A 25,754-nucleotide genomic window follows, 5' to 3' on the forward strand; every position below is an offset into this window, starting at 1 on the left:
CCTCAGCGGATCAATACAGTCAGCGCCCTGGAACACCAATGCACATCGTTATGCTCTCAGACTGGGAAACGCGCGGCGGGGCGGCGGTGGCGGCGAGCCGGCTGGCTATGGGCCTGGCGGCCGCCGGGGCGCGGGTGACGCGGCTGGTGGTCTTTCCCGACCGCCAACCCCACCCGTGGCACACGGAGCGCCTCGGCGCGCCGTTGTTCTCCTTGCGGCGGGCGGCGCGTCGGGTTGCGCCGCTGGCAGCGCAGGCTCTCCTCGACCGCCTGGCGCGCCCCGCTGCTGAGGAGGCCCTGGAACGGGCCCTGCGGCGCCTGCGACCCGATGTGGTGCATCTGCACAATCTCCACGGCGGCATTGGAGCGGGATGGTCGCCGCGCTTCCTGGCCGTGGCCGCCCGGCACGCCCCGGTGGTCTGGACGCTCCACGACATGTGGCCGTTGACGGGCCGCTGCGTATACAGCTATGCCTGTGAGCGTTTCATGAGCGGGTGCAACGCCGCCTGCCCTACCCCCCGCGTCTATCCCGCCCTGCCGCTCCACCTGGTAGGACCGGCCTGGGAGGAACGTCGGGCGCTGGTGGCCGCCACGCCACGCCTGGCCGCGGTAACCCCCTCGCGCTGGATGGCCGCCACGGCCCGGCAGGGCCTCTGGGCGGGGCGCCGGGTCGAGCATATCCCGAATGGCCTGCCGCTGGACCAGTGGCGGCCCCTGCCCCGTGCCGCGGCCCGGCGCGCCCTGGGTCTGCCCATCAACGGCCCCGTGGCTTTGCTGGCAATGCCTGACCTGAGCGATCCCCGCAAGGGCGCCGGGCTGCTGCCCGCCCTGGGCCCCACCCTGCCCCCCGGTCTGACCCTTCTGGCCATGGGCGCCGGCCGCCCGCCCCTGCGCGCGCCGGGGGTGCGCGTCGTCTCCCTGGGCTTCGTGGCCGCCGCAGATCGCCAGGCAACCATCTACAGCGCCGCTGACCTGCTCATCCACGCCGCGCCTCAGGACAACGCTCCCCTGACCGTTCAGGAAGCTCTGGCCTGCGGCACGCCTGTGGCCGCCCTGCCCGTGGGCGGCCTGCCCGACCTGGTGCGACCGGGCCAGACGGGCTGGCTGGCCGCCAGGCCCGATGCCGCCGGTCTGGCCGCGGTTGTCGCCGAGGCTCTAAACGCCATTGCCGCTGGCGCCGATCTCCGCGAGCCTTGCCGCGCCGTGGCCGAGCGCGAATATGGCTTAGAATTGATGGTTGAGCGCCATCTGGCGCTGTATCGGGAGATTGGCAATGCTTGAGGCGAACCTGGCCCGTTGAAACGGTAGGGAGAAACCGGGTTTCCCCACACCCCGGCTCACCTGATGCGCCATAGCCGATCCACAATGTCAAATGTCTTATCAGGACGCCATATACTGCAATCCAAAATCCAAAATCCAAAATCCGAAACGGCATCAAGATGGAACTTCTCCCCCTGGCCCTCACGGCGCCCGCCTGGGCGGCCTACGCCCCTCTGCAGCCGCTTCCGCCGCCCCGGATGCGCGATCCGGCGCGACCGCTGGTGAGCATCGTCACCCCTTCGCTCAACCAGGGACGCTTCCTTGAAGCCACTCTGCGCAGCGTCCTTGAACAGGATTACCCCAACCTCGAGTACTGGGTCATTGACGGCGGGAGCCAGGACGAGACCCTGGCTATCCTGCGCGCCTTCGCCGGCGACTCCCGGCTCCACTGGCTCAGCGAGCCGGACCATGGCCAGTCCGACGCGATTAATAAAGGCTGGGCCAGGTCGCGGGGAGAAGTGCTGGCCTGGATCAACGCCGACGACACCTACTTCCCCGGCGCCATCGCCGCGCAGGTAGCCGCCCTGCTCGCCGATCCGCGGGCCGGAGCGGTCTACGGCGACGCCTGCTACACCGACGCCGCCGGGCGGCCCCTCGCGCGCCTTGCCGGGCGGCCCTTCTCGCCCGAAGCCGTGCTGCGGCTCGAGATCCCCGTGCAACCCACCGTCTTTCTTCGGCGCGACCTGGTGGCGCGCGTGGGACCGTTGCGCCTCGAACGGCGTTTCAGTATGGACAGCGACTACTGGGCCCGCGCCATCCGCTACGCCCCCTTTCGCCGGACCAGTCATCTGACGGCCACCTATCGTCTCCATCCTGAGTCGAAGACCGTGGCTCAGGGACGCGGCTTCTACGACGAGTGGCTGGCGATCGCCGAAGAGTACTTCGCCAACGTGCCGCCTGCGCTGCGCGTTTCCCGGCCCGCTGTGCTCGCCGATATCTACGCCGCCATGGCTAATCTGGAAGCCGGGAGCGCACGCCTCGCCAGCGCGACCCGCTACGCCACCTATGCCTGGACCCTGGCCGGCCCGCGCCCGCGGCTGCTCAAACTGCCCCTGGTGCTGCTCGATCGCGCCCTGGGTCTGCGCCTGGCCATGCGCGCCACGGCCCTCTGGGGGCGTCTGAGCCTGAGATGAGCATGGGCGCTGCAAGCGTCACCTCCGGCAGGGTCCAACGGTACAAGGGCAGAACGATCGCTCTGCTCCAACCATTCCCCGGGGGAGGTACGCATGGCTGGCTCGCATCTTGCGCGGGCGTGGATCATCGCCGCGCTCCTGGTCGCCTCGGCCCTGTTCGCCCACACGCCGGCCCGATCCGGCACGACGCCTGTGCTGATCAATGAGTTTATGCCCGCGCCCGGCAGCGGTCGCGAATGGGCCGAACTGATCAATCTGGGAAACCTGCCCGCCGACGTGGGCGGCTGGCGCATTGATGATGATCTGCCGGGAAACAGCGGCCAGGCCCTGATCCCTGCGGGGACGGTGATCCCCCCCGGCGGTCTCTTCGTGATCGAGTGGAACGCCAGCTTTCTCAACAACACTGGCGATACGATACAGTTGATCACCCCCGAGGGGCGCACCGTTGACGCGCACACCTACGGGAGCGCCAGCGTCGATCTCAGTCTGGCGCGCCAGCCTGACGGCGGGCCGGTATGGGTCTGGGGTCCGCCGACTCGCGGCAGCCGGAATGCACCACCAGCCGATCCCCCCACTGCCCCGACCGGTGAGAACGGCACGCTCACGCCCACTGCCACGCCCTATGACGCACCAGCCATTCCCACCGACGGGCCCGTAGATGCCAGCCCGACTGCCCTGCCCACGGCAACGGCGAGCGCAGAGCCGACGGCCACCCCGGCCCCGTCTGCGACGCCGACGCTGACGCGCACCCCCTCGCCGACACGCACGCCCACACCGAGCGCCACGGAAACTCCCGTCATCGCGCCGGGCATTGTGCTGATCAACGAAATCGCTCCCAGCGCCGATCCCGAGTGGATCGAACTGTACAACCCCGGAACCGAAGCCGTACAACTCACCGGCTGGCAACTCGAACGTCTCTCCAGCGGCCAGCCGGTGAGTCGCGGCTTGCCTTCGCTGACCCTCGGACCTGGCGAGTATGCGGTGATCACCCTGACGCGAGGCACGCTCCCCAACGGCGGCGCCAGCCTTATCTTGCGCAGTTCGACAGGTATGGCAGTGGACGGTCCGATCATCTACCCCGCGCTCGAAGGTGAGGCAGTCTATGCGCGCGCGGGCGATGGCGCCGCCATCTGGAGTGTGGAGTACCCGCCATCACCGGGCGCGCCGAACCTGCCGCCGGTCCCAACTGCTACGCTCACGCCCGCGCCCACCGCGGAACCCTCGCCCACGCGCACCCCTTCGCCCACCGCGGAACCCTCGCCCACGCGCACCCCTTCGCCCACGCGCACCCCTTCGCCCACCGCGGAACCCTCGCCCACGCGCACCCCTTCGCCCACGCGCACCCCTTCACCGACACGCACGCCCTCCCCCGCACGCGCACCGGTCGCGTCCAATGGGAATGCCGGCTCCGTGCGACCGGGCACGCTGCTGATCAATGAGGTGCTGCCGGCGCCCAGAGAGGCGTTTACGCGCGAGTGGATCGAACTGTTCAATCCGGGGCAGGAAAGCGTGGACACGACCGGCTGGCGCCTGGATGACGCCAGCGATGGCGGGGCGCAGACCCTGGGAACCCACCTGGTCGCCCCCGGCGCCTATTTGCTGGTGGAGCTTGAGCGCGCGATCCTCAACAATAGCGGAGACACAGTGCGCCTGCTCGGCCCTGCAGGCGAGGCGGTTGACGCCTATGCTTTCGGACCCACACCGCCGGACCGCAGTCATGGACGCGACCCGCATACTGGCGCATGGCGGCTGGAACCGTATCCCTCGCCCGGCGCGCCCAACCCGGCGACGGGCGGCGAGCGCACGGCAGAAGAACGAACCGCCGCAACGCGGAGCACCCCCTCCGCTTCAGGCGCAGCCAGCCCGGAACGGCGCCAGCCTGGCAGCGTAGCGACCGTGGAGACCGGGCACGCTGAGTCTGGCCGATCCCAGGCGATCGCCACGCCGGGCGAGATGGGCGCGCCGGCTCCGCGGGCGGCGCCGACCTACGCGGGCCTGATCGGCACACGCTACCACCTGCCGCCCACCCCGACAGCGCCTACCCCCGCCACGCCCGTCGCAACGCCGGCAGCCGAAGCGTCGCCGGCGCCGCGACGAGCGCACGCCGGCCTGGCCCTTGGCGGACTGGCGCTCATTATTGTCGCCTGTACGCTGCTCGTTGCCGAACATAAACCAACACCCGCCCGGACGGATCGAGACAGTATGGTATAATTCCAGGATAAGACTATGGTTAAGGAGCAGCCGTCGCCAGGTTGCCACTGATCCACACCTCACGGCCCGGTGAGCAGGAAAGGAGTTCGAACATGGCTGATTTACACAGCCTGATCCGGGAACGCCTGGAACAGAATCGCTGGGGCATGCTCACCAATCAGGGCTATGTGCTGGGCTTCGACGTGGGCAGTTACGGCCTGCGCGCTGCGCTGGTGGATCTCCAGCATCGAACCTTCGCCTCCGTCCATGCCGAACTGCCGAACGAGCCGCCCGACCGGGTGGTTGATCAGGCCATCAGCCTGGGCCAGACGTTGCTCCGGAAGAGCGACGTGACCGCCGAGCGGCTTGTGCGGGTCGGTGTGGGTTTTTGCGGGCCGGTAGATATGCGCTACGGCACTGTTCGGCTGTCGCCGCGCATGCCAGGCTGGGAGAACTATCCCCTCCAGGAGCGTTTCGAGCAGGCCTTTGACACGGTAACGTTGATTGACAACGACGCCAACCTGATTGCCCTCGGCGAGGCGACCTTCGGCGTGGCCCGGGGCCACCAGCATATCTTCTACATGCACCTGAGCAGCGGCGTCGGCGGCGGTCTGGTGCTCAACGGGCGCCTCTACCATGGCGCCACCTCCACCGCGGGAGAAATCGGCCATGCTGTGGTAGGCCAGGGCTGGGACGGCACCGGCCGTCCTGAGACGCTCGAGGAGCGCGTCTCAATCGCGGGGTTGCTGCGCTGCGCCAGCCGCTACGGCCTGGAAACCAGCGACCTGGAGCAGATCTTCGGCCCGCACCCCGCGGCGCAGCGCGTGGTGCGCGAAACGATTGACCTGCTGGCCGTGCGCTGCGCGCAGATTGTCGCCCTGATCGACCCGGAGATGATCGTGCTGGGCGGCATTGTGGTGCGCATCGGCGGCGACTCCTTCGTGCAGGCCATCGGAGCGCGTCTCAACGATTTTATCGCTCCCCAGTTCGCGCGCCCCCTGCCGGTGGTGGCCTCGATCCTCGGACCTGAAAGCGTGACCGTCGGCGCTGTAGCCCTGGCGCTCGACAGCCTGTCAGATTGACTGCGCGCCCAGACGCGCGGGGGCAGGCTACGCTTCTCCTCGCGCCCTTCCAGGTAAAGCAGGTGTGATGCAACGTCTTTGGCGCTTGCCTCTACATAGTTCTGGCAGCCCCTCAGAATTAACGAAAACCGATCTGGCCGGGCGTTGTAGCCGCTTTACCTCCCGCTGGGGGCGGACGTTGCATCAGCGCTGGTTGAGCAGGTGAGAAGGTTTGCGCCTTCGGCAACGCAATGCTATAATGTTAAGAGTTTTCTCCGGGCGCACCTGGCAGGGAGGATAGACCTCTCTGCTTGTTGTTGCATGGCGCAGGAATGCCGTCACGAGACCGCCGTCCGTAGGACGGGCGCCGCAGGGCTTCGGCCTGCAGCCCTTCCGTTGAGAGGCGGTCGCGTAGTCATCAGGAAGCTATGGACGCAAAAGTGATCGTCTTTGGCGAGACCGCCATTGACCGCCTGTTACAGTGGTTACGTTCGACGGGACAACCTCAGGACATTACAGATCTGCTCAGACAATATCTTGAGATCCTTAGCAAGGCGGTGAGGGAGGAGAACGAATGACCGCTGCGCCCACGTTACCCACCGACCAGCAGGCCCTGGCCGAGGAAATCTATCGCTTGATGGTCGCGCAGGGCGCCATGTTCGCCTTTGATACGCCCATCCGTCAGACGCTTGCCAATCTGGCCGCGTTCCTGGCACGTCGTGACGGACGGGATAGGGCGGAACTTGAAGCGGCGATTGATGCGGCCCTGAGCGCAGACAGCCGTTTCACCCGTGAGGTGGTGAACGGCGAAGTGCGCTTTGTAACCACTCGCAAGGGCGCCTACGTGCCGCGGGATGAAACCGACACCCACAGTTTCAAGCAACGCCTGCACGACCCGGAGAATCCGCTTCCGATTGATGATATCAGCGTCGTTGTCTCCACTTCGCGCCCGGCGATCACGACCGTCGAGCCGGTATATATTTCAGATTACTGGCAGATGCAACTGGCAGCCGCCCCGGTCGAGAGTGAGGCGGAGGCGGTTGCGGCGACCGCAGCGCCGGCGCCTGCGGCCGAACCGAGCGTTGAGGAAGCGCCAGCGGTGGTTGCAGAGGCCCCGGCCCCTGTTGAGGAAGTAGCGCCTGAACCTGCTCCCGCCGTGGTGGAGATCCCCGCCCCGGCCCCCGTTGAGGAAGCGGCTCCCCAACCCGCGCCTGCCGTGCTGGAAATGCCCGCCCCGGCCCCCGTCGAGGAAGCGGCTCCCCAACCCGCGCCTGCCGTGCTGGAAATGCCCGCCCCGCGACCGGCGCAACCGCCCCGCAGCACCGTATTCACCCTCAGCGATGGCACAGCCATTGACCTGCGCCGGCCAGTGGACGAGATTATGGCTGAGCACGGCGAGGCGCTCGCGCGGGTCCTGGCTGAACGCCTGGAGCACGACCCGCTGCAGCGCATCGTCAGCTTTGGACGGAAGTATTACCCCGAGGCCAATCTGGCGAGTTTCGGCAAGAACGATCTGCGGAAGATCCGCGACTATATTCTGGAACGCAACGAGCCGCTGCTTGACACCGAGATCATCGCCGATCTCTACTACCATAACCCGCGGCAGGCGGACTACGAGGGATTCCGTTTCTCGCTCAACTACCGGCTGCACCGCGAGAAGGACTTTGAGTTTGTTGGCGTCGAGGGGGCCTATCTCTGGGCTACCAGGGGGTTGGCGGTCACCAGTGGCAAGCGTGTCAAGGCCGCCGAGATGGGGCAGATCACTGCGTACCTGGTTGAGGGCTACGACGATAGCCTGGAACTACAGAGCATCGAGGCCATCAGGCAGAGCGGCAGCGTTACCCGACTGCTGACCTTCTTCGAATGGGAATATGGCGTTCTGCCGCTCGACGCCGGCCTTGCCGCGCTGCTGCCGCCCCCGCTGCTGCCGGAACAGCGGAGCGCCGTCCTGCGCTTCGAGTCGCCCCAGCACTTCACCAGCTACCTGGTTGAGGTGCGCTTCTCCGCCGGCAACCGCGGCGGCTGGCTTCAGGGGTTGGAGGAGTTCTTCCATGAGCATCTGGTGCCCGGCGCCCTGATCACCATCAGTCGCACCGGCGAACCAAATCTCTTCCACATCACCTACGAGGAGGGTCCCGAGCAGACTGAGCGCCTGCTCACCTTTGACGAGAAGAAGAACCGCCTGGCCTTTGCCAATGTTTCGTTCTACTGCGTGGTGGATGAAGATCAACTACCCGCTCAGAGCCGCTACGGGCGGTTGAACCGCCTCAAGGCGTTCCCCATGGGCGAGCGCCGCAAGGCGGAACTTATGCTCGAACATGTGAGCGAAACCATTGGGGAACAGATGGGCACGCCGGCAGAGCCGCGCTACGCCGTTACCCTCGATGATCTCTACGTCGCCTTTAACGTGCTGCGCCCGGCGTCGCGCGCCTACCTGAAGGCCCTGCTGGAACGCAGCGAAGACTTCAGCGCCGATGAGTCGACCCCTGGTCTCTACTACTACACGCCTGCTCCACGCGCCAGCGCCGAAGAGGTCGAAGAGGAAGAAGACGAAGCGCCCGAGGAGCGCCCATCGCTGCGCCAGCGCTATAGCAGCCGGTACGATGAGGACGAGTGAGGTCGCGTATGACCTTTGAGGAACAACTGGCCCGCCTGGGCGACCTGGAACGCCCCCTTGCCCATGCCGAGCTCAAGATCCTTTCGGACCTCGGTCCGGAGCTGTTGAAGGCATTCTGGGCGGCATGGCGCGGGTTCCCTGTCGAACGCCGCCTGGCGATTATCCGTGAGCTTGATGAACTGGCGGAAGACAATGTGGATCTGGATTTCCGCGCGGTCTTTCGGGCCTGTCTGAGCGACCCCGACGGCGAGGTGCGGGCCGCAGCCATCAACGGGTTATGGGAGGATGAGAGCCTGGCGACGATGAACCGGCTGATCGCCATGCTCGAAGACGAGGCCGGGGTGGCGCGCGCGGCGGCTACGCTGGCCCTCGCGCGCTTCGCCTACCTCAGCCAGGTCGGCGCCCTATCGGCGGCGGATGGCGCGCGCTTGCTGGCGGTGCTGCTGCGCGTCGCCACCGATCCCGAACAACCCCTCGAGGTGCGCCGGCGCGCTGTGGAGGCCCTCGGCTACTTCGCTTCGTCCAAAGAGGCCCAGACGGAGATCGGCCGGGCCTATGCCCACAGCGACCTGGCTATGCGCGAGAGCGCTCTGCTGGCCATGGGCCGCTCGATGCGCCCCACCTGGTTCCCCTACATCGAACGGGAGTTGAAAAGCCCCTCCCCGGCCCTGCGCTATGAGGCCGCCCGCGCCGTCGGCGAACTGGCCGAAGAGGGGCGCCCTCTGCTGCCCGCCCTGCTGCCCCTGGTTGACGATGACGACCTGGAGATCTCCCTGGCGGCAATCTGGGCGCTCGGTCAGGTGGGCGGTTCCAGCGCCCGGCGAGTGCTCGAACGCCTGGCTCGCTCCAGGGACCTGTCGCGCCGCCAGGCCGCCGACGAAGCGCTCGCCGAACTCGCCCTCGATGAATGGTGAGCCGCGCCTGTCATTCGCTGCACCGCCGTTTCTACGGAAGCGTCTATGCCTTCTTATTACTCCCGGCTGGATCAACTGAGCGCTCCGTACCGGTACATTTACCTCTCTCCGCACCTGGACGACGCCGCCCTCTCCTGCGGCGGCGCGATCGCCCAGCATACCAGCGCGGGCACTCCTGTTCTGGTGGTTAACATCTGTACCGGCGCCCCGCCCGCCGGAACGCCCCTCAGCCCCTTTGCCAGCTTGATGCACCGCCGCTGGAACCTGTCCGCCGATGAGGCTATGGCGCGCCGGCTGCGCGAGGATGCCGAGGCCCTGGAGATCTTGCGCGCCGATGGGTTGCGACTCGACCTGCTCGACGCGATCTACCGGATGCCTGAAGCGTACACCGATGATGACAGTCTCTTCGGCCCGCCAGCAGAGGGCGACCCGCTGGCCGGCGAATTGCAGACGCGCCTGGAGGCCCTGGCTGACCGCTTCCCCGACGCGGTGATCTACGCGCCGCTTGGTGTGGGGCGCCACGTTGATCATGTGGCCGCCTGTGGGGCTGCCCAGCTCCTCAGCCGCAGCGGCGCCAGCGTGGCTTTCTATGAAGATTTCCCCTACGTGCGCAACGAACACGCCCTCGTCCAACGCCTTAATGAACTGGGGGGCCCTGACCGCTTCCTGCCCCTCGTCACCGGCATTGACAGCACCCTGACCCGCAAGATCGGGGCGATTGAAGCGTACACCAGCCAGCTCGACATGCTCTTTGGCGGCGCCGCCGCCATGGCCCAGGCTGTGCGCGATTACGCGGCGCGGGTCTCCCCCGACGCCGGCGCCTACGGCGAGCGCATCTGGATGTTCCGGTAAGCGCACCTCCCGTCGCCTGAACGGGCAACTGCCATATCGGGCTGTGGAGGTGCGGAGGTATGGAGGTGTGGAGGTGGAGAGGCAACACGTTGTCACACCTCCACACCTCCACACCTCCACATCTCCACACCTCTACGCCTCCGCATGACCCGTCCGCAGAGGTGAGGATCACGTGACCGGGTATAATCCATGTCTCAGCCCACCATAGACAGTATGCTCGTCCGGAGTGAACGGACCGCCCCCCTGGCGCTCGGCGAGCCTGACCCGACGACGTGGAACGCCTTCGTTGACGCCCATCCCCAGGGCAGTCTCCTGCAACACGGCGCCTGGGGGGAACTGAAGACCGGCTCTGGCTGGCGCGCGCGCCGCATCGCGGTCCTCGGCGCCGACGGGGACCCCATTGCCGGGGCGTTGTTGTTGATCCGCGCGCGCTATGGATTGAGCGTAGCTTATACCCCGCGCGGGCCGCTGTTTTCCGGCGATCCGGTTGTTGACCGGCTGCTGCTGGACGGACTGGAGCGTGTGGCGCGCCGGGCGCGGGCAGTGCTGCTGCGCCTGGAACCGAACCTGCTCGAAGACGATCCCGCCGCCGACGCCCTGCATACCTGGCTGCTGTTGCAGGGACTGCAACCCGTCCAGACCATTCAGCCCCGCAGTTCGATCCACATTGATCTGCGGCCATCCGAGGAGCGTCTGCTCACAGCCTGTTCCAAAGGGCATCGCGCCGACATTCGGCGCGCCGAGCGCCATGGCGTCGTTGTGCGTTCGGGTGATGTGACCGACCTGCCCGTTTTTTTCGTCTTGATGCAGGGAACCGGTAAACGGGCGCAGTTCGGGGTGCACAGCGAGGCCTACTATCGGGCGGCCTGGCGCCTCTTCCAGCCGCGCAGTTGTCTGTTGATCGCCGAAGTGGAAGGGCAAGCGGCGGCAGCGCACCTGATCTTCGCCGACGCCCGGGCGGGTCGGTACCTCTACAGCGGCGCCAATGAAGTCGGCCTGCGCTCGGGCGCGAACCATCTGCTGACATGGCACGCCATGCGTTGGGCGCGCGCTCAGGGCTGCACCTGCTACGACCTGTGGGGCATTCCCGACGCGCTGGGCCGCGCCGCGACGGCCCCGGACGCGGAGAGCCGCGCGGCCCTGGAAAACGCCGCCCGGCGCGACCCGCTGATCGGGGTCTACCGCTTCAAAAAGGGTTTCGGCGGCAAAATTGTACGCTACCTGCCGGCCTATGATCAGGTGCTCCTGGCCCCGCTCTATCCCCTGGCGCTCAGGCGTATAGGGGCGTAGCTCCGGCGTCTGCGGAGGATGTACATGTTCATGCGTCTCCTGGGAGCGAGGGCATCTTGCCCTCGAATCATGACGAGGGCGTGACGCCCTCGCTCCCGGGTCTGGGGGGTTACCCCAACTCTGAACACGTACCGAAGGAGAGGGTTTGGGCGGGATTCGCCCTCCCAGGAAAACAAGGTTCCCGCGGGGGAGGGTTTGGGCGGGCTTCGTTCTGCGAGGCAGACTCTGTTTTTCCTTTTCGGTGGCGTGCGGCGCAGCCGCGCGGGCAACCCATGGACAAACCAATGCCAACCCTACGCACCTTGCTGGCCGGCGTGGCTGTGCTACGCGCCGATGGCCCCCTTGATATTCCTATCACCGGGGTGGTCTACGACTCACGCAGGGTCGAACCCGGCGCGCTGTTCGTGGCGATCAAAGGCCAGCACGCCGACGGGCACGCCTACGTGGACGAGGCCGTAGCACGGGGGGCGCGCGCGGTGCTGGTTGACGCGCGACAGTGGGGCCATGCTCCGGCGCCCGACGAGGCAACCCTCGTGGTGGCCATTGATAGCCGGGTCGCGCTGGCGCCTCTCGCCGCCGCCTTCTATGACTACCCGGCGCTGCGCCTGCGCGCCATCGGTGTAACCGGCACAAAGGGCAAAAGCACCACCACTGATCTCATCAGCCAGATCCTCGATGCCTGCGGCCATCGCACGGGGTTGATCAACACCGTGGATTTCAAGGTAGGCCCGCGGCGCTGGGCCAACGATACCCGCCAGAGCACCCCCGAGGCCCCTGAAGTGCAGGCGCTCCTGGCGGCAATGGTGGCCGATGGCTGCGACGTCGCGGTGATCGAAGCCACCTCGCATGCTCTTTCCGCCCGCTGGAACCGTCTCGGCGGCTGCCTCTTCGACGTGGCAGTGTTCCTCAACCTCGGTCACGAGCATCTGGACTTCCATGGCACCCTTGAGCAATACCGCGCCGATAAGGCGCGCCTCTTCGAAATGCTGGGTGAACGCACGCCCTCGGGAAGGCGCAAGGGCGAAGCCTGGGCAATTGTCAACGCCGACGATCCCCACCACCAGGCCTTCCTCCGCGCGGCGCCCGCGGCGGCCCGCCAGTTGCGCTTCGGCACGGGCTCCAACGCCGATGTGCGCGCCTATGAAGTGACAGCCAGCGCTACCGGCGCGGACCTCACGGTTGACACGCCCTGGGGCAGCGCGCGCCTGCGCCTGGCCCTGCCCGGGGCCTTCAACGTCTCCAATGCCCTGGCGGCCCTCAGTGTAGCCCTGAGCCAGGGCGCGCCTCTCGAACAGGCCGTCGCCGCCCTCGGCGCCGCTCGCGGCCCGCGCGGCAGAATGGAGCCGGTGGTGATGGGGCAACCGTTTGACGTGATTGTGGACTACGCCCACAATCCCGAGTCGTTTGAACAGGTGTTCAGCATGCTGCGGCCCCTGGCCCGGGGACGGATCATCGCCGTCTTCGGCAGCGCCGGTGAACGCGATGTGGCTAAACGGGCCATCCAGGGGGAGATTGCCGGACACTACTGCGATCTGCTGGTGCTTACCGATGAGGATCCGCGGGGCGAGGACCCGCTGGCGATTATCGCCCAGATCGCCGCCGGCGTTGAACGGGCGGGCCGTCGGGCCAATCAAGATTACTGGATCATCCCTGATCGTAGCGAGGCTATCAAGGCCGCGATGGCAGCCGCCCGGCCCGGTGATGTCGTGCTGTTGCTGGGGAAGGGCCACGAGGGCAGTATTATCTACGCCGACCGCAGCCGCCCCTGGGACGAAGCCGCCGAGGCGCGGCGCGCCCTGCAAGCCCTGGGGTACACGGCGCCCGCCGACAGCGGTTGAACATGACAGGCGCCTGTTTTTACCGCAGAGCGCGCAGAGGAGGGTGGAGGATTGGGTTCATTGAAAGCCTCGGCGCCTCTCTGCGCCCTCTGCGGCAAGTGCTGTACGGGTTTCCCCATCCTCCCTGTCCGCGAGGAACAACAACGATGCGCGCAGTCAGCGCCCCGGATAGCGCTCGCAGCCAGCCAGGCGGCTCCATTCGCCGGCGCATGTTCGTTCTGGCCCTTCCCGCTGTCGGCGAGCAATTGCTCAACACCATGGTCGGCCTGGCCGACGTGTTTCTCGTGGGCAATCTGGCCCCCGCGACGGCGGCGTTGCTCGGCTACGACAGCGCCGCCGCGCTGACGGCGGTCGGTCTGGGCAATCAGTTTTCCTGGATCGTCATGGTGCTGTTCATGGCCGTCGGCATTGGCGCCACGGCCCTGGTGGCCCGCGCCGTGGGCGCCCGCGACGAGACCAGCCTGGGGCGCATCGTGCGCCAGGTGGCGCTGCTGGGGGTGCTGGTCGGCGTCACGGCCACGGCCCTGGGGTTGCTGGCAGCGGAGCCGTTCCTGGCCACCCTCAACGCCCCCCAGGAAACCCGCGCTATCGGCGTGGAGTATATCCACATTACCGCGCTCACCTTCCTCCCCACCGCGTTGCTGATAGCGATCACCGCCTGCCTGCGGGGCGCGGGCGACACCCGCACGCCTCTGCTGCTGATGCTGGCAGTGAACACAATTAATATCGCCGTAACCTGGCTGCTGGTAAACGGGCAACTGGGCATGCCCGCGCTGGGTGTGACGGGCGCGGCGCTGGGCGCCGCCCTGGCCCGCGGACTGGGGGGCATCGCCGCTGTCGTGCTGATGCTGCGAGGCCACGCCGGGCTGCGGCTGGTCCTCGAGTGGCGGCCCGACCCGGAGATGCTCCGGCGCCTGGTGCGCGTCGGGTTGCCCACGGCGGGGGAGCAGTTCGTCTTTCAGGCGGCGCTGCTGATCTTCGTGCGCTTCGTGACCAATCTGGGCGCGACGGCCTACGCGGCGCACAATATCACCATTACGATCGAGTCGGTCTCGTTTCTGCCAGGGATGGGCTATGCCGCCGCCACCGGAGCCCTGGTAGGGCAGGCTCTGGGCGCGCGCCGGCCTGACGAGGCCGAGCGCAGCGCCTACGAGGGCCTGTTCCAGGGCGGCCTGATGATGAGCGCGCTGGGCGTGTTGATGGCGCTCTTCCCGGCGCAACTGGTATCCCTCTTCACCAACGATCCAATGGTAGTGGCGGCGGCCACGCCCCCGCTGCGCGCCGCCGGTCTGGTGCAGCCAGCCCTGGCGGTGAGCTTCATCCTGCTCGGCGCGCTGCGAGGCGCGGGCGACACCCGCTGGCCCCTCTACAGCCGCCTGTTCACCACCTGGGTGGTGCGCCTGCCGCTCACCTTCGTGGTGGTGGGCCAGCTCGGCGGCGGGTTGCCCGGCGTGTGGCTGGCAATGTGCACCGACTTTACCCTTCAGGCGATTATGGCGCTGTGGCGCTTCAGCTCCGGGAAGTGGCAGAAGATTGAAGTATGATTGACCTGGCCCCGCGCAATCCCTACGCGCTCGAACTGGCAACCCCGCTGCTGGCCGCGGCGGGGAGTCTGGGCTACGGCGTCGAGGTAGGGCGACTACTCCGGCTCGGGCAGCGCGACGGCGGGCACGGCCTGGGCGCGCTGATCACTCGCAGCACCAGCCTGCGCCCCCGGCGCGCCCGTCCGGCCTCCACGCTGGTCGAAACCCCGGCCGGCCTGCTCTATGCCAGCGGCGCCCCCAATCCCGGCCTGCGCGCCGTGCGCCAGCGCTTTGCACTGATCTGGGCCGCCTGGGAGACGCCGGTGATCCTGAGCGTCACCGCTGCCGACGAAGCCGAACTCGGCGCGCTCCTGGCCGAACTGGAAATGATCGAAGGGGTGCGGGGCGTTGAACTGCCGCTCCCAACCTTAGGGGCGACCGAACCGGCGACAGCGGCGCGCCTGGTCGCGGCGGCGCGCGCGGCCACCCCGCTGCCGCTAATTGTCAAACTGCCCGTCTATGTTGAGGACCTGGCGGAACTTGCCGCGGCCTCCGCCGCTGCCGGCGCCGACGCGCTCAACCTGAGCGTCGGCCCGCCCGGCGCCGCCATTGTAGCGGGCCGACGCGTCGAGGGGCGTCTCTGCGGCCCGGCGCTGCGGCCCCTGGGGCTGCGGGCGGTGGCCCGGGTTGCGGGGACGGTGGACGTGCCGCTGATCGGCGGCGGCGGGGTGATGCGCGCCGCCGATGCCCGCGCCCTCCTCGACGCCGGGGCCGCCGCTGTGGCCCTGGGCAGCGCCCTGCTCACCGACCTGCGCGCCGCGGGGCGGATTATGGCCGATCTGTCGCCGAGACAAGGTGCAAACCCGAGCGGTCCGGGTTGACAAGCGCCTCCGCGCGCTCGCCTGGCCGGTTTGTGGAGGTGTGGAGGTGTCGAGGTGTGGAGGTGTCGAGGTGTGGAGGTGTAAAGATGTGGACCAGTCTGCCGAACTGGAACGCCCCGAACTGAACCGTGCCTCATAGCTATTCCTGTTGAACACAGTGCACAGGCACCATCGCCAGGTCTCATTGGGAGCCCATATTACGGCAATCCAAAATCCGAAATCCAAAATGGCATCAGGTCTGCTGCGCCGGACGGCGCTGCTGCTGATCCGGTTCGTTCAGATCCTGAAGGAGGTCGTCATCGCTGAGATTCAACGGCACCACCTCCTCGGCGCTCAGCGTCTCATCGGGTTCCTCGGCGTCCGCCGGCTCATCCAGTGGCGTGATGGTCGTGTCGACCTGCGCGACATAGTTCTTGAGCGTCAACAACTGTTTTGCCAGCAGCGGCGCCTGCGACGCGGTGAGCGCCCGCGTGAGTTCGACATCGAGCAGGGCCGAGGTTCCGGCGCCGGGCAGCACCGTCGCGCGTTTGACCGGCGCGCCGAGGCGGGCGAGGGCGTCGAGAGCCTTCCCGACAGCGCGGTTATCATCGTGGAGATGAATGCGCAGGCGATTTACCGGCGCGCCAAAGTTGAGCCGCGCTTCGACCCACTCGAGGGTCGTCAAGGTGAAGAGGAACAGCAACGCCCCGACGATCGCCAGCCACCCCAATCCCGTCGCCACCGTCACCCCGATACCGGCGCAGCCCCACAGGGTGGCGGCGGTGGTCAGACCACGCACCGTGGTCCCGTGGCGCAGGATCGCCCCGGCGCCCATAAACCCGATCCCTGAAACAACGTAACTGGCCACCCGCAGGGCATCGCGTTCGCCGGTCAGGTCGCTGAAGCCATAGGCCCCGGCCATCGTTACCAGGCAGGCCCCCAACCCCACCAGAATATGCGGGCGAAACCCGCTGGCGCGTTCGTGCCCTGAGCGCTCGAGGCCGATGATGCCACAGAGCGCCATTGTCAGGACGAGCCGGAAGATCACGTCGAGATTGACCGGTCCCAACAGGCGCAGCAACTCCGCAGCCAGGTCCTGCATCATAACTGTCTCCCGCTTTCCACTCGGTATTCCAGCACACTTCAATCATCAGGCGCTTCGCACACAGTTTCGCCGCGCGGCCCTGGGGGTTACTGTTCAGGGGAGGCGCAGAGGGCGCAACCCTCCGCGATCCGTTGGTTTCGCCCGCGGCGGGCGCTCTACTGCCGCGGGCGAAACGGGATGGCGGGGAGGCTACGCCTCCCCGTGCCCGTCTAATCTCAACCCAGGTGTGAACCGTGCCTTACAGGCAAGGTGCCGCCCGGTTGTACCCGCAGCCCACTCCGCGAGACGCGCCAATCCCGCACAAGTATAAGTCGTAATGATAGTAGCGCGCAGCCCTCGACGGGCAGGAGCCTGGGGAGATCGGGTTTCCCCACCCTCCTCTCGGCGCAGAGTCGCATACCCATTGAACACGATGCATGCGTAGCATCGCCCGGCCTGATTGGGACGCCACATCCGGCAATCCACAATCCAAAATCCGAAATGGCCTCACCCGCCGTTCTCCGGCAACCGCAGCCGCCCCTCGCGCGCGTCGTATTCAAAGAGTTCGGCGTAGCGCCCCCAGTCAATGGCGGTGTCGAGCGTGCGCTCGGCCTCATCTGCGCCCATAAAGTCCTCCAGTTCGCTCAGGAACCGCTCGCGCGGCGCGCGGTGATCGGGCCGGGTGGCCAGCACGCGCCGGATATGCGCCACCAGCGGCACGCGGTTCATCAGATGCTCGGCAAAAATGACCTTGCGCTCCTGGATGTCGCTCCGCGCCAGTTTCACCCCCTCCGGCAGCAGGGTAATGTCGCCTTCGCGGGTCTGCGCGAAGCCCAGCAACTCAGCCGCGTCGGTGATCGGGAAGAGATCGTCCGCATCGAGTTGCATATCCGCAGCCAGCACCGGCAGATCGTCGCGCCCGCGATCCGGACCGGCGGCAACCCGTTCGATCAACCCGATGATCCGGGCCACCTCCGCTTCGGGCAGGCGCATGTCCAGGCCGGCATGATCGAACCCTACGGCCGCAGCGCTGACGAATGCCGCCTCCGGGGTCGTCATCGCCCGGTAGATCGTCTCGACGGTGGCGAGAAACGCGGGATCGTTGCGATCGCGCGGGCGCGGCAGATCGATCTGCTGGCTGCTGATGATCCGTCCGGGATTGGAACTGAGGATGAGCACCCGGTCGGCCATCAGCGCCGCCTCTTCGATGTTATGCGTGACCATCAGGATCGCTTTGGTCGGAATGCGCCGCTCCTCCCACAGATCGAGCAATTCGGCGCGCAGGTTCTCAGCGGTCAGCACATCGAGCGCCGAGAATGGCTCATCCATCAACAGCACGTCGGGGTTGGTCACCAGGGCGCGGGCAAAGCCCACCCGCTGGCGCATGCCGCCAGACAATTCCTTCGGATACGCGCTCTCGAATCCATCAAGACCGATCAGGTCAATTGCCGCCAGCGCCCGGCGCCGGCGCTCGCCTGCCGGGACCCCCTGCGTCTCCAGGCCGAGTTCCACGTTTTCCAGCACCGTCAGCCAGGGGAAGAGGGCGAAGGATTGGAAGACCATCGCCATCCCCGGCATCGGTCCGGTCACCGGCCGGTTGCGGTAGCGCACCTCGCCGCTCGACGGGGAAATCAGCCCGATCAGGCAGCGCAGCAGCGTAGACTTGCCGGAGCCAGAGCGTCCCAGCAGGGCGACAATCTCGCCCTCCGCCAGATCCAGATTGATGTTGTCGAGCACCAGCAGATCGTTGCCTTCGGGCGTCTTGAAAATCTTGTGCAGATTGCGGGCGCTCAGGATGGCTTTTCCGACGCTCGCCGTCGTCTTCGGGGTCAGGGTCGTCGCCATGTGATGCTCCTTTCGGTCAGATGCAGGAGGGCCAGGCCCTTCCAGGAAGGCTCATTCCTAGGTTGCTTGGAGGAAGTGGGGGCAACCCTCCGGGTTGCAGAGGAGCAACCCGGTTGCCCCACGCTAATCCAGGCGGAAGCGCGTCTCAGCCAGGGCGTAGAGCCGTCGCCAGAACAAACGGTTGAATGCCAACACGAGCAGACCCATCACCAGCATGCCCAGCCCGACATGCGGGTTGAACTCGCCGGTGCTCCAGTGGGCGATGTAGGCCCCCAGACCGCTCAGGGTAAGGGTCGTGCCGCCCCACGATACGACCTCGGAGACGATCGAGGCGTTCCACGAGCCTCCCGACGCCGTGATCCCGCCGGTCACAAAGGCCGGAAAGATCGCCGGAATGATCAGTTTGCGCCACCAGGCCCACCCCCGTAAATCCAGGACTCGGGCGGCCTCTTTCAGATCGTTGGGGATGGCGACCGTGCCGGCGATCACATTGAATAGGATGTACCACTGGGCCCCCAGGATCATCAGCGGAGCCTGGAACAGGTTCTGCGGCAACGCATAGGTGGCGATAAGCACCACCGCGATGGGAAAGAGCAGGTTGGCCGGGAACGCCGCCGCGAACTGCGCCAGCGGCTGCACGAACTGGGCGACCCGCGGACGCAAGCCGATCCAGACGCCGATCGGCGTCCACACCAGGGTGGCGACGCTGATCCAGAGCACCACGCGCATCGTGGTGAGCAACCCGAGCCAGAGGCACTCCAGCGCCTCCGGCCAGGCAACCTTGCCCGCCGGCGCCATAGGTATCGCGCAGGCCGCGGCCAGATCCTCCGGCGCGCCGACGCGCTCGTCGCGCAACAGCCCCGCCAGGCTCGCGCTTACCTGTGTTCCGCCGGCCGTCGCCGCGCAGACATCCGACAGCCAGACTGTCTGATCGGGGTTGGCCGTTACCCCGAAGGCGGCAAACTGGCGCGCAATCTCCGGGTCGAGACCGCGGTTCACATTCGGGTTCGCCGCCAGCACCTGGCCGTCGCCGAAGCCCAACCCTGGCCCAAACATGTAGGTCGCCAGAAACCAGACCGCCCATAGCGTCACGGCGATGACCAGCGCGTACCAGATCCGGTCAATAATGCGATCAATCGGTCGCGGCTCCGCGCTCATCTCCACCCGCGGGCCAGGATCTTCTCTGACCGGGAGGGTCGGAAGGACGCGTTGCGCGGCGGCGCCGATGGCGTTCAGGTTGCCGGCGAACCCCGAGCGTTGCCACAGGCGCAGCATCCACGACTGCGCCACTTCCTGCGCCTCGGACTGCTCAACTTTGAACTTTTCGGCCCAGGCGACGATCGGACGGAAGATCAACTGGTCATAGATCAGGATGATGATCAGCAATGTCAGACCGGCGTAGACCATCGCGGCCACATTAGCCTGTTCGATGGCCAGGGCGATATATGAGCCAACCCCCGGCAGATACTGGTCATTGTCGCGCCCGACCACCGAGATAACCTCGGAGGCGACCACGAAGAACCATCCGCCCGACACCGACATCATCGTGTTCCAGATCAGGCTCGGCATCGCGAAGGGCGCCTCAAGTTTCCAGAACTTCTTCCAGGGCGAGAGGCGCAGCACGGCGGCGGCCTCTTGCAACTCCCTGGGCGTGGTGATCAACGAGTGGTAGAAGCTAAAGGCCATGTTCCAGACCTGCGAGGTGAAGATCGCGAAGATACTGGCCGCTTCAAGCCCCATCAGGCTGCCGCGGAACACGCCCAGGAAGATGGCCGTGGTCACGGTCAAAAAGCCCAGGATCGGCAATGACTGGAGGAAATCCAGGGCCGGGATGATGACCATCTCGGCGCGCCGCGATTTGGCGGCCAGGGTCGCCACGGTGAACGTGAAGAGCAGGCTCAGCAGCACCGCGAGGAACATGCGGAACACTGTCCGAAGCCCATAGTAGGGCAGGTTGCGCGGGTCCAGGCTGACAGTGAGATCGGGCGAGGCGGCGTCGAACGGTTGCGCCGCGCCGCGAAAGGCGATCGTGAGCAGTAGAATGACCACAATCACCAGCGGGACGACGACAAGGTCCCAGGGCGTGAGTTTGAAGCGCGGGCGCAGCACGCCGGCATCGGGAAAGGTCGCGCGCATTGGCAGCCTCCTGACATATGAAGACCTTCGACGAAAACATGGTCCGGGTCACCGGGTTGAGGGCAACCTCATCGTTGCCAGGGGCTTCTCGTGGCCGGTTCAACGGCCGCGAAGAATACTGCGCAGCAGCATTGCCGCTTCGAGGATCGCCCGGGTATCGCGCCGCTCGGCCCAGGCGGCCCAGCGCAGCGCCAGGTCCGGTCCGCAGCGCGGCAGCAGCCACAACCAGAGGCGGTCGAACAGATTGACACCCCCGGGCAACGGCGCGCGCAGCCGCGACAGCATGCGCTCGTAGCGTTGCTGGTGGCGGCGTTCCCTTTCGGCCATCTGGAGCAACAGGCTCTCGCGTTGCTCATCGGGGGCGCGGGCCGCCAGCCGCCGGTAGAGCGGCACAATCACCTCGTGGCGGCGCCAGGCGCGCTGTACGGCTTCGATCAACAACCAGCGGATGGTTGACCGGCGATACAGAAGCATGGTCGCCAGCATAAGCCATTCCTTTCCAGGGACGTTGTGGGAGGGCCAGGCCCTCCCGGACCTTCTCCGCAAGTACGGGCGTGGGGAAAGCGGGTTTCCCCACCCTCCTGCCGGAAAGGGGGCAGGAAGATCGGCATTCTTCCGCGCTCATATCAGGGGAGGGCTTCGGAGAGCTGCGCCCTCCCAGATCCGCCCCGGTGCACCTCGGGTTCATGTTTGCGATCAGCCCGCGCGGACGCCGCCGCCCGTGCCGTGGTCGCGGTTTGCGCCGAACGGACGGTGGACGGGGCCTGCTGCGGCGCGCCAAGCAGGGCAAGCGGGCGCGTCCTCGTCGGCAAGCGCACGACGGTGGCCGTCAGGCGTCCGTTGGCATCGAGGGTCCAGCGCAGCATCAACATCGGAGGTTCCTCCTTTCAGGCTTCAAAGGGCATAGCGAAGCCAGCGCACCTCCGTGAGGAAGGCGCGTAACCCGCCTTTTGCCGCCTCAGGGCGCCCCGAAGCCCCCCTGACCACCAGGGGGTGAAACGCCACCGCATCGGCGTCAGGCCGACGGGTTCGGACGGGAACGGCTACTGGTTTTTGACTTGTCGAGCAGGAACAGCGGCGCGAGGAGGAAGACAAACCGCGCCAGGGGGAAACCAAAAGGCCCCGGTGAGGCCAGCCTCACCGGGGCGCAACCCAACACCACCCAGGTCTAGCGACAGGGAAGGGCGCCACCGATGAAACAGGCACAGGCGCAGCTTGTCAGCGCAACATCGCGCCGCCAACCTGGATGACCGTCGTCCATATAACTCCTCATTCAAAAGCCCCTCCAGCCTCAGCCAGAGGGGCACGTTCAAGCGGCGATGCCTGCGTGTCTCCCCCTGGTTGAGCTTAAGATCGCTTACGACGTGGCGGAAGTGCCGCAGTCATCTTAGCATACCCCTTAAGCCGAGGTATACCGTGTACCCCTTAGCGTCTTTCGACGGGTCGGAGCAATGACCTGTATTCGCAAGCGATCCGCGCCTAACGAGGAGCAGCGCCTATCATTTGTCCCGCACAAGAATATCACTCAATCGGTGATGTGTCAAGCTGTTCTTTGCCTTGGCAGGATTTTTGCAAAGACCGCCTCCCGCGCTGGAGATGCGACGTATGTTCCTGCACGAAACCCGCGCGACCATGACCCTGCCGGCAACGTTCGTGCGCCCCCGGACGCCCACGATGACGTTCGCGCCACGGGGCGGGTTGGCCGCCGGGATTGGACCGGGGTGGCCGCCCGTACCGGGTGTCGGGCGCAGGCGTCGCCTTGCCAGGGTGCCAGCGGTTGCAGAAACTTACATCACACTCCCGCGGCGGGGGAGGTGGAGCAGCATAGCTGTCCTACGAGTTTTCCGGTGGTTATGCCGGCTGCGCCGCCACAACCACCGAGCCAACAACCCCTGGGGCGGCGTAGCCGCTCCACAGCCCACCGCCTGAGACAGACTTCGCACATCCCTCTGGAGGGTCTCTGGTCTCTCCAGACTTTCCCCTGGATGCAACAAACCAGTCTACGGGCGCGGCGCGGCGGCGCTGGGTGCGCCGACCACGCGGATTTGTGCCGGGTTCCGCACATAGATCACCGGGTCGCCCTGGTACCACTCAATCCTCCCCGTGACCTGCACCCGCTGCCCCGGCGCATAGAGTTGCTCGGGGGATCGCTCGAAGTTGGGCCAGTCCTCCTTCAGGATGCGCACCAGGAAGTGGCCGCGGTGCGGCGCGTGGTAGCCGAGGTAGACCGCTTTCCCGTTGTTGAAGACCTCGCGCAGAACGCCCTCGACGGTCACGGTGCGCCCGGCGTAGGCGCGGGCCAGGGTATGGTCAATGACCTCTTGCGAGGCGCGCGCCTCCGCGATGGTTGCGTCCTGGCCCGTTGCGCCCGGGACGCTGACACCCCGCGGCTGCCCGGGTTCTAGAGCCACAACCGCCCCGTCGGTGCTTACGACGTAGAGCATATTGTTGCTGATTACCCAACTGGCATATTCACTCCAGTAGCGGTCGTAGACGTTGCCCTGTCGCCAGTAGATATAGAAGCCAGCGGGCCAGATACGGGTATTGTAGAGACTGCGGTCGCAGTAGTGACTGGTGTTGAAACCCGTTCCGCATTCGTCATTGTCCTGCGATGTCGCAATGTGCGGCAGGTTGGCGACCCGGATGGGATTGGTGTTGACGCCCCGGCTCGGTGAGCGGTCAGTGATAGTATGGGCAATCCCGACTTCCCAGTGGCCGGCGAAGAGCTGATTGCCGGCCATGGTCAGATACGGCTGCTCATCGGTGGGAATAAACGTGCCCTCCATGAAGCGCACCTCGCCAGACCGGTAACCCGGCACGGTGGCGTCGTTCAGCATCATTTCGCCGAAATGCGAGTCCCACCGGCCATCACAGGGGTTCTGCTTGCAAGGTGAACCGCGCATCATCACATAGGCCACTTCCGAGCCATCGCTCAGGCGACTGATGACAGGTAGCGGCCCCATTGGCAGATAATCGCCATCGCCGAAGCCGCCATTGCCAACGTTAGGTATAAAGGCTGTGGCGCCGGTGTCAAGCCGCAATGCCAGCAAAGCCTGATCCGTAGGCTTACTGAGCAGGTTGCGTCGCATCTCGGCGTTGCTTCCCGGCCAGGGGCTCCAGGTCCAGATCGATTCCGTGTCGAGTTGCAGTTTGATAAAAACCACACCGTTCTGCTCGGCGATCACCGGCCAGCCATAGCTGACGGCTGCGAAATCGTTGTCGCCCAGGGTCATAGGATCACCGGGAACGTGGGCGGCGGTCTTGGTGCGCCAGGCGCGACCGCCATCGGCATTGCGGATGCCATGGACGAAGAGATCGCGCGAGGCGACCACCACCAGGTTGCGGGTGGCGGAGTAGGCCGGGGGGGTGTCGACGGGCGATCCAGCGTCGTAGCGCCAGATCTGCTGCATGGTGGTCTTGTTCACGGCGTAGACCGCGGCGCCCATCGAGAAAAACACCCGGTCGCCACTGATGGCAGGAGGCAAGGGCAGGGTGCTGTTGCCGCTGGCGGCGAAACTGCCCAGGGTCCGGCCATCGGCGGCGTCGAGCTTGTAGAGCGTACCGTTGCTGGATACGACGAAGAGCGCCCTGGTGTCGGCGTCATAGGCGGGAGTGGAGTTGATGCTTCCGCCGGGGTTGCGGTTCCAGACCGGAGCGCCATTGGCGTTGTCGAGCGCGTAGACGCCGCGGCTGCCCGCGGCGACGTACACGCGACCACCGCCAGTTACAGGCTGGCTGGTACGTGGCAAGCCGAATTTGCCGGCAGCGATGCCGCCGGCGGCGTCGGGGCCGTTCCAGGCCCACTTCCAGCGCCAGGGCGCCGGAACGGCATTAGGATAGAAACTGGTGCGCTGGGCATTGAAGGCGTACTGCGACCATTCGGCGGAAGGGTTGGAGGGGGGAAGTCCGGCTGAGGCGATGAAGGGTAAGAGGATTGGACCGGTGGAGCGCTGACCGAGGCTTATTACCTGAAAGGGTAGGAGAACTCCGAAGATCACCAGAAGGGCGAGCAGGGCGGCGGTTACCAGAGCGGGCCTTGAAGCTCGTTGCATAAGCTCCTCCGCGGCGTGGTAGGCTGTCGTAAACCAGATTGTCAGCACACGGGGCGCCGCGCGCCGGAGCCAGGAAGGCGGCGCGCAGCCGGCTTTTGCCGCGGCTCTGTTCTACTGTATGTACCTCTGCTGTTACAAGAGTTTGAAGATTACAATTAGATTACAAGCGAGTCGCTGCTGCGGATCACCGCACACTGCGGTAGTTTGCAGGATCGTGGCCGCCTGGGGCGCAGGTGAGGCGAGTTAAGCGGGCAGCGCAGCCGGGCCGTCGCGCTCGGCGCGCTCGTCCTTCAGCGCGACGCCGCTCAGTTTGAGGCGTCGCGCTTCGCTCATCAAATAGATCAGCGTCTGGGTGGCAGCAGCATAGCTCTGGCCATGGGCATGGATATTCGAGATGCAGTTGCGTTCAGCATCGGTGCGTCCGGGGCGCGGATCGTAGGTCAGATATATGCCAAGGCTGTCAGCCACGCTCAGACCCGGGCGTTCGCCGATCAGGATGGCGGCCTGCCTGGCGCGAAGCAGGCTGCCTATCTCATCGGCTACGGCTACCCGACCCTGGCGCACCACCACGATCGGCGCCAGGCGCCAGCCCAGACCCTGGAGGGCTTCGGCTATGTGGATAACCAGGGGGGCAGCGTGACGATGTACTGCCAGGGCCGAGAGACCATCCGCGATGGCCAGAACGGCGTCATACGGCTCACCATCAGGCGGTGCGTGCAGGGATAGGGCCACGCGGGAATCGTCGTTCAGGCGCCGGCCGAGGTCGGGGCGCTTGAGATAGGTTGCCCGGTCGGGTGCGGCGCTGTGCACGATCAGCACGGGCAATCCGGCGGCGCCCGCCGCTGCGGCCACACCTTCGGCGTCGAAGGGCAGATGCACCGCGTCGCGGGCGCGGGCGTGGTCGTATTGGAAGGCCAGCAGCGGAGCGGTAGGCAGACCGTCGCCAGCGCGACCGAGGGCGATGCGGGCATTGGTATAGCGGCGCAGCGCCTGCCACGGGTCATTAGAAGGCAGGGGTTCGTCAGACATGGTAGCACCTG

18 protein-coding genes and 1 riboswitch are annotated in these 25,754 nt (G+C 66.5%); of the genes, 12 read left to right on the forward strand and 6 right to left on the reverse strand.

From position 1 onward, the window contains the following. Window positions 1–38 precede the first annotated feature (38 nt). From NZU74_14495 to NZU74_14550, 12 genes are all read left to right on the forward strand, one after another. The gene (locus NZU74_14495; protein MCS6882541.1) at window positions 39–1,280 is read left to right on the forward strand and encodes a glycosyltransferase; all 1,242 of its coding nucleotides are present in this window, start codon (window positions 39–41) and stop codon (window positions 1,278–1,280) included. Between the two features lie 158 nt (window positions 1,281–1,438). Continuing rightward, window positions 1,439–2,452, forward strand: coding sequence for a glycosyltransferase (locus NZU74_14500; GenBank protein ID MCS6882542.1), 1,014 nt, complete (start codon window positions 1,439–1,441; stop codon window positions 2,450–2,452). Window positions 2,453–2,545: 93 nt separating this feature from the next. Beyond that, window positions 2,546–4,663, forward strand: a complete 2,118-nt coding sequence (locus NZU74_14505; GenBank protein MCS6882543.1) for a lamin tail domain-containing protein — start codon at window positions 2,546–2,548, stop codon at window positions 4,661–4,663. A gap of 92 nt (window positions 4,664–4,755) precedes the next feature. Then, window positions 4,756–5,724 (forward strand): ROK family protein, encoded by a 969-nt coding sequence (locus tag NZU74_14510; GenBank protein MCS6882544.1) that lies wholly within the window; start codon window positions 4,756–4,758, stop codon window positions 5,722–5,724. 407 nt (window positions 5,725–6,131) lie between these two features. Next, window positions 6,132–6,281 carry a hypothetical protein gene (locus NZU74_14515; GenBank protein ID MCS6882545.1) on the forward strand — a complete coding sequence of 50 codons (150 nt, stop codon included), beginning with the start codon at window positions 6,132–6,134 and terminating at the stop codon, window positions 6,279–6,281. Continuing rightward, window positions 6,278–8,320: a hypothetical protein gene (locus NZU74_14520; protein MCS6882546.1), complete on the forward strand. Its 2,043-nt coding sequence runs from the start codon at window positions 6,278–6,280 to the stop codon at window positions 8,318–8,320. The genes NZU74_14515 and NZU74_14520 overlap by 4 nt, the downstream gene beginning before the upstream one ends. Window positions 8,321–8,328: 8 nt before the next feature. Then, complete coding sequence (locus NZU74_14525) at window positions 8,329–9,234, forward strand: HEAT repeat domain-containing protein (protein ID MCS6882547.1); 906 nt, start codon at window positions 8,329–8,331, stop codon at window positions 9,232–9,234. A 45-nt stretch (window positions 9,235–9,279) separates the two neighbouring features. Further along, window positions 9,280–10,086 carry a PIG-L family deacetylase gene (locus NZU74_14530; protein MCS6882548.1) on the forward strand — a complete coding sequence of 269 codons (807 nt, stop codon included), beginning with the start codon at window positions 9,280–9,282 and terminating at the stop codon, window positions 10,084–10,086. 189 nt (window positions 10,087–10,275) lie between these two features. After that, a complete protein-coding gene (locus tag NZU74_14535; GenBank protein MCS6882549.1) occupies window positions 10,276–11,376 on the forward strand; it encodes a peptidoglycan bridge formation glycyltransferase FemA/FemB family protein in 1,101 nt (366 codons plus the stop codon). Window positions 11,377–11,660: 284 nt separating this feature from the next. Continuing rightward, window positions 11,661–13,214, forward strand: a complete 1,554-nt coding sequence (locus NZU74_14540) for a UDP-N-acetylmuramoyl-L-alanyl-D-glutamate--2,6-diaminopimelate ligase (protein MCS6882550.1) — start codon at window positions 11,661–11,663, stop codon at window positions 13,212–13,214. Between the two features lie 146 nt (window positions 13,215–13,360). Continuing rightward, the gene (locus tag NZU74_14545) at window positions 13,361–14,758 is read left to right on the forward strand and encodes an MATE family efflux transporter (protein ID MCS6882551.1); all 1,398 of its coding nucleotides are present in this window, start codon (window positions 13,361–13,363) and stop codon (window positions 14,756–14,758) included. Continuing rightward, a complete protein-coding gene (locus NZU74_14550) occupies window positions 14,755–15,618 on the forward strand; it encodes a HisA/HisF-related TIM barrel protein (protein MCS6882552.1) in 864 nt (287 codons plus the stop codon). The genes NZU74_14545 and NZU74_14550 overlap by 4 nt, the downstream gene beginning before the upstream one ends. Window positions 15,619–15,850: 232 nt before the next feature. On the opposite strand, the gene NZU74_14555 is transcribed toward NZU74_14550, so the two are convergent. The 6 genes from NZU74_14555 to eutC all read right to left on the reverse strand — a co-directional run bounded on the left by NZU74_14555 (window position 15,851) and on the right by eutC (window position 25,743). Further along, window positions 15,851–16,702, reverse strand: a complete 852-nt coding sequence (locus NZU74_14555; GenBank protein ID MCS6882553.1) for an MgtC/SapB family protein — start codon at window positions 16,700–16,702, stop codon at window positions 15,851–15,853. A 486-nt stretch (window positions 16,703–17,188) separates the two neighbouring features. Further along, window positions 17,189–18,526: a nitrate/sulfonate/bicarbonate ABC transporter ATP-binding protein gene (locus NZU74_14560; GenBank protein MCS6882554.1), complete on the reverse strand. Its 1,338-nt coding sequence runs from the start codon at window positions 18,524–18,526 to the stop codon at window positions 17,189–17,191. Between the two features lie 123 nt (window positions 18,527–18,649). Beyond that, window positions 18,650–20,662, reverse strand: a complete 2,013-nt coding sequence (locus tag NZU74_14565) for an ABC transporter permease subunit (protein MCS6882555.1) — start codon at window positions 20,660–20,662, stop codon at window positions 18,650–18,652. 99 nt (window positions 20,663–20,761) lie between these two features. Then, window positions 20,762–21,148 (reverse strand): hypothetical protein, encoded by a 387-nt coding sequence (locus NZU74_14570; protein MCS6882556.1) that lies wholly within the window; start codon window positions 21,146–21,148, stop codon window positions 20,762–20,764. An 841-nt stretch (window positions 21,149–21,989) separates the two neighbouring features. After that, window positions 21,990–22,156: riboswitch (M-box (ykoK) riboswitch) on the reverse strand. A gap of 506 nt (window positions 22,157–22,662) precedes the next feature. Beyond that, window positions 22,663–24,714, reverse strand: a complete 2,052-nt coding sequence (locus NZU74_14575; protein ID MCS6882557.1) for a PQQ-binding-like beta-propeller repeat protein — start codon at window positions 24,712–24,714, stop codon at window positions 22,663–22,665. A 243-nt stretch (window positions 24,715–24,957) separates the two neighbouring features. Then, entirely contained in the window at window positions 24,958–25,743 is a 786-nt protein-coding gene (gene eutC / locus NZU74_14580; protein ID MCS6882558.1) for an ethanolamine ammonia-lyase subunit EutC, read from the reverse strand. Window positions 25,744–25,754: the final 11 nt, after the last annotated feature.

This window comes from Chloroflexaceae bacterium, assembly GCA_025057155.1.
Classification (GTDB): Bacteria; Chloroflexota; Chloroflexia; order Chloroflexales; family Chloroflexaceae; genus JACAEO01.

What these genes read in the sequence shown, in the direction of transcription:
- NZU74_14495 (MCS6882541.1), top strand. Translation starts at nt 39, where the DNA reads ATGCACATCGTTATGCTCTCAGACTGGGAAACGCGCGGCGGGGCGGCG.
- NZU74_14500 (MCS6882542.1), top strand. Translation starts at nt 1,439, where the DNA reads ATGGAACTTCTCCCCCTGGCCCTCACGGCGCCCGCCTGGGCGGCCTAC.
- NZU74_14505 (MCS6882543.1), top strand. Translation starts at nt 2,546, where the DNA reads ATGGCTGGCTCGCATCTTGCGCGGGCGTGGATCATCGCCGCGCTCCTG.
- NZU74_14510 (MCS6882544.1), top strand. Translation starts at nt 4,756, where the DNA reads ATGGCTGATTTACACAGCCTGATCCGGGAACGCCTGGAACAGAATCGC.
- NZU74_14515 (MCS6882545.1), top strand. Translation starts at nt 6,132, where the DNA reads ATGGACGCAAAAGTGATCGTCTTTGGCGAGACCGCCATTGACCGCCTG.
- NZU74_14520 (MCS6882546.1), top strand. Translation starts at nt 6,278, where the DNA reads ATGACCGCTGCGCCCACGTTACCCACCGACCAGCAGGCCCTGGCCGAG.
- NZU74_14525 (MCS6882547.1), top strand. Translation starts at nt 8,329, where the DNA reads ATGACCTTTGAGGAACAACTGGCCCGCCTGGGCGACCTGGAACGCCCC.
- NZU74_14530 (MCS6882548.1), top strand. Translation starts at nt 9,280, where the DNA reads ATGCCTTCTTATTACTCCCGGCTGGATCAACTGAGCGCTCCGTACCGG.
- NZU74_14535 (MCS6882549.1), top strand. Translation starts at nt 10,276, where the DNA reads ATGTCTCAGCCCACCATAGACAGTATGCTCGTCCGGAGTGAACGGACC.
- NZU74_14540 (MCS6882550.1), top strand. Translation starts at nt 11,661, where the DNA reads ATGCCAACCCTACGCACCTTGCTGGCCGGCGTGGCTGTGCTACGCGCC.
- NZU74_14545 (MCS6882551.1), top strand. Translation starts at nt 13,361, where the DNA reads ATGCGCGCAGTCAGCGCCCCGGATAGCGCTCGCAGCCAGCCAGGCGGC.
- NZU74_14550 (MCS6882552.1), top strand. Translation starts at nt 14,755, where the DNA reads ATGATTGACCTGGCCCCGCGCAATCCCTACGCGCTCGAACTGGCAACC.
- NZU74_14555 (MCS6882553.1), bottom strand. Translation starts at nt 16,702, where the DNA reads ATGATGCAGGACCTGGCTGCGGAGTTGCTGCGCCTGTTGGGACCGGTC.
- NZU74_14560 (MCS6882554.1), bottom strand. Translation starts at nt 18,526, where the DNA reads ATGGCGACGACCCTGACCCCGAAGACGACGGCGAGCGTCGGAAAAGCC.
- NZU74_14565 (MCS6882555.1), bottom strand. Translation starts at nt 20,662, where the DNA reads ATGCGCGCGACCTTTCCCGATGCCGGCGTGCTGCGCCCGCGCTTCAAA.
- NZU74_14570 (MCS6882556.1), bottom strand. Translation starts at nt 21,148, where the DNA reads ATGCTGGCGACCATGCTTCTGTATCGCCGGTCAACCATCCGCTGGTTG.
- NZU74_14575 (MCS6882557.1), bottom strand. Translation starts at nt 24,714, where the DNA reads ATGCAACGAGCTTCAAGGCCCGCTCTGGTAACCGCCGCCCTGCTCGCC.
- eutC (MCS6882558.1), bottom strand. Translation starts at nt 25,743, where the DNA reads ATGTCTGACGAACCCCTGCCTTCTAATGACCCGTGGCAGGCGCTGCGC.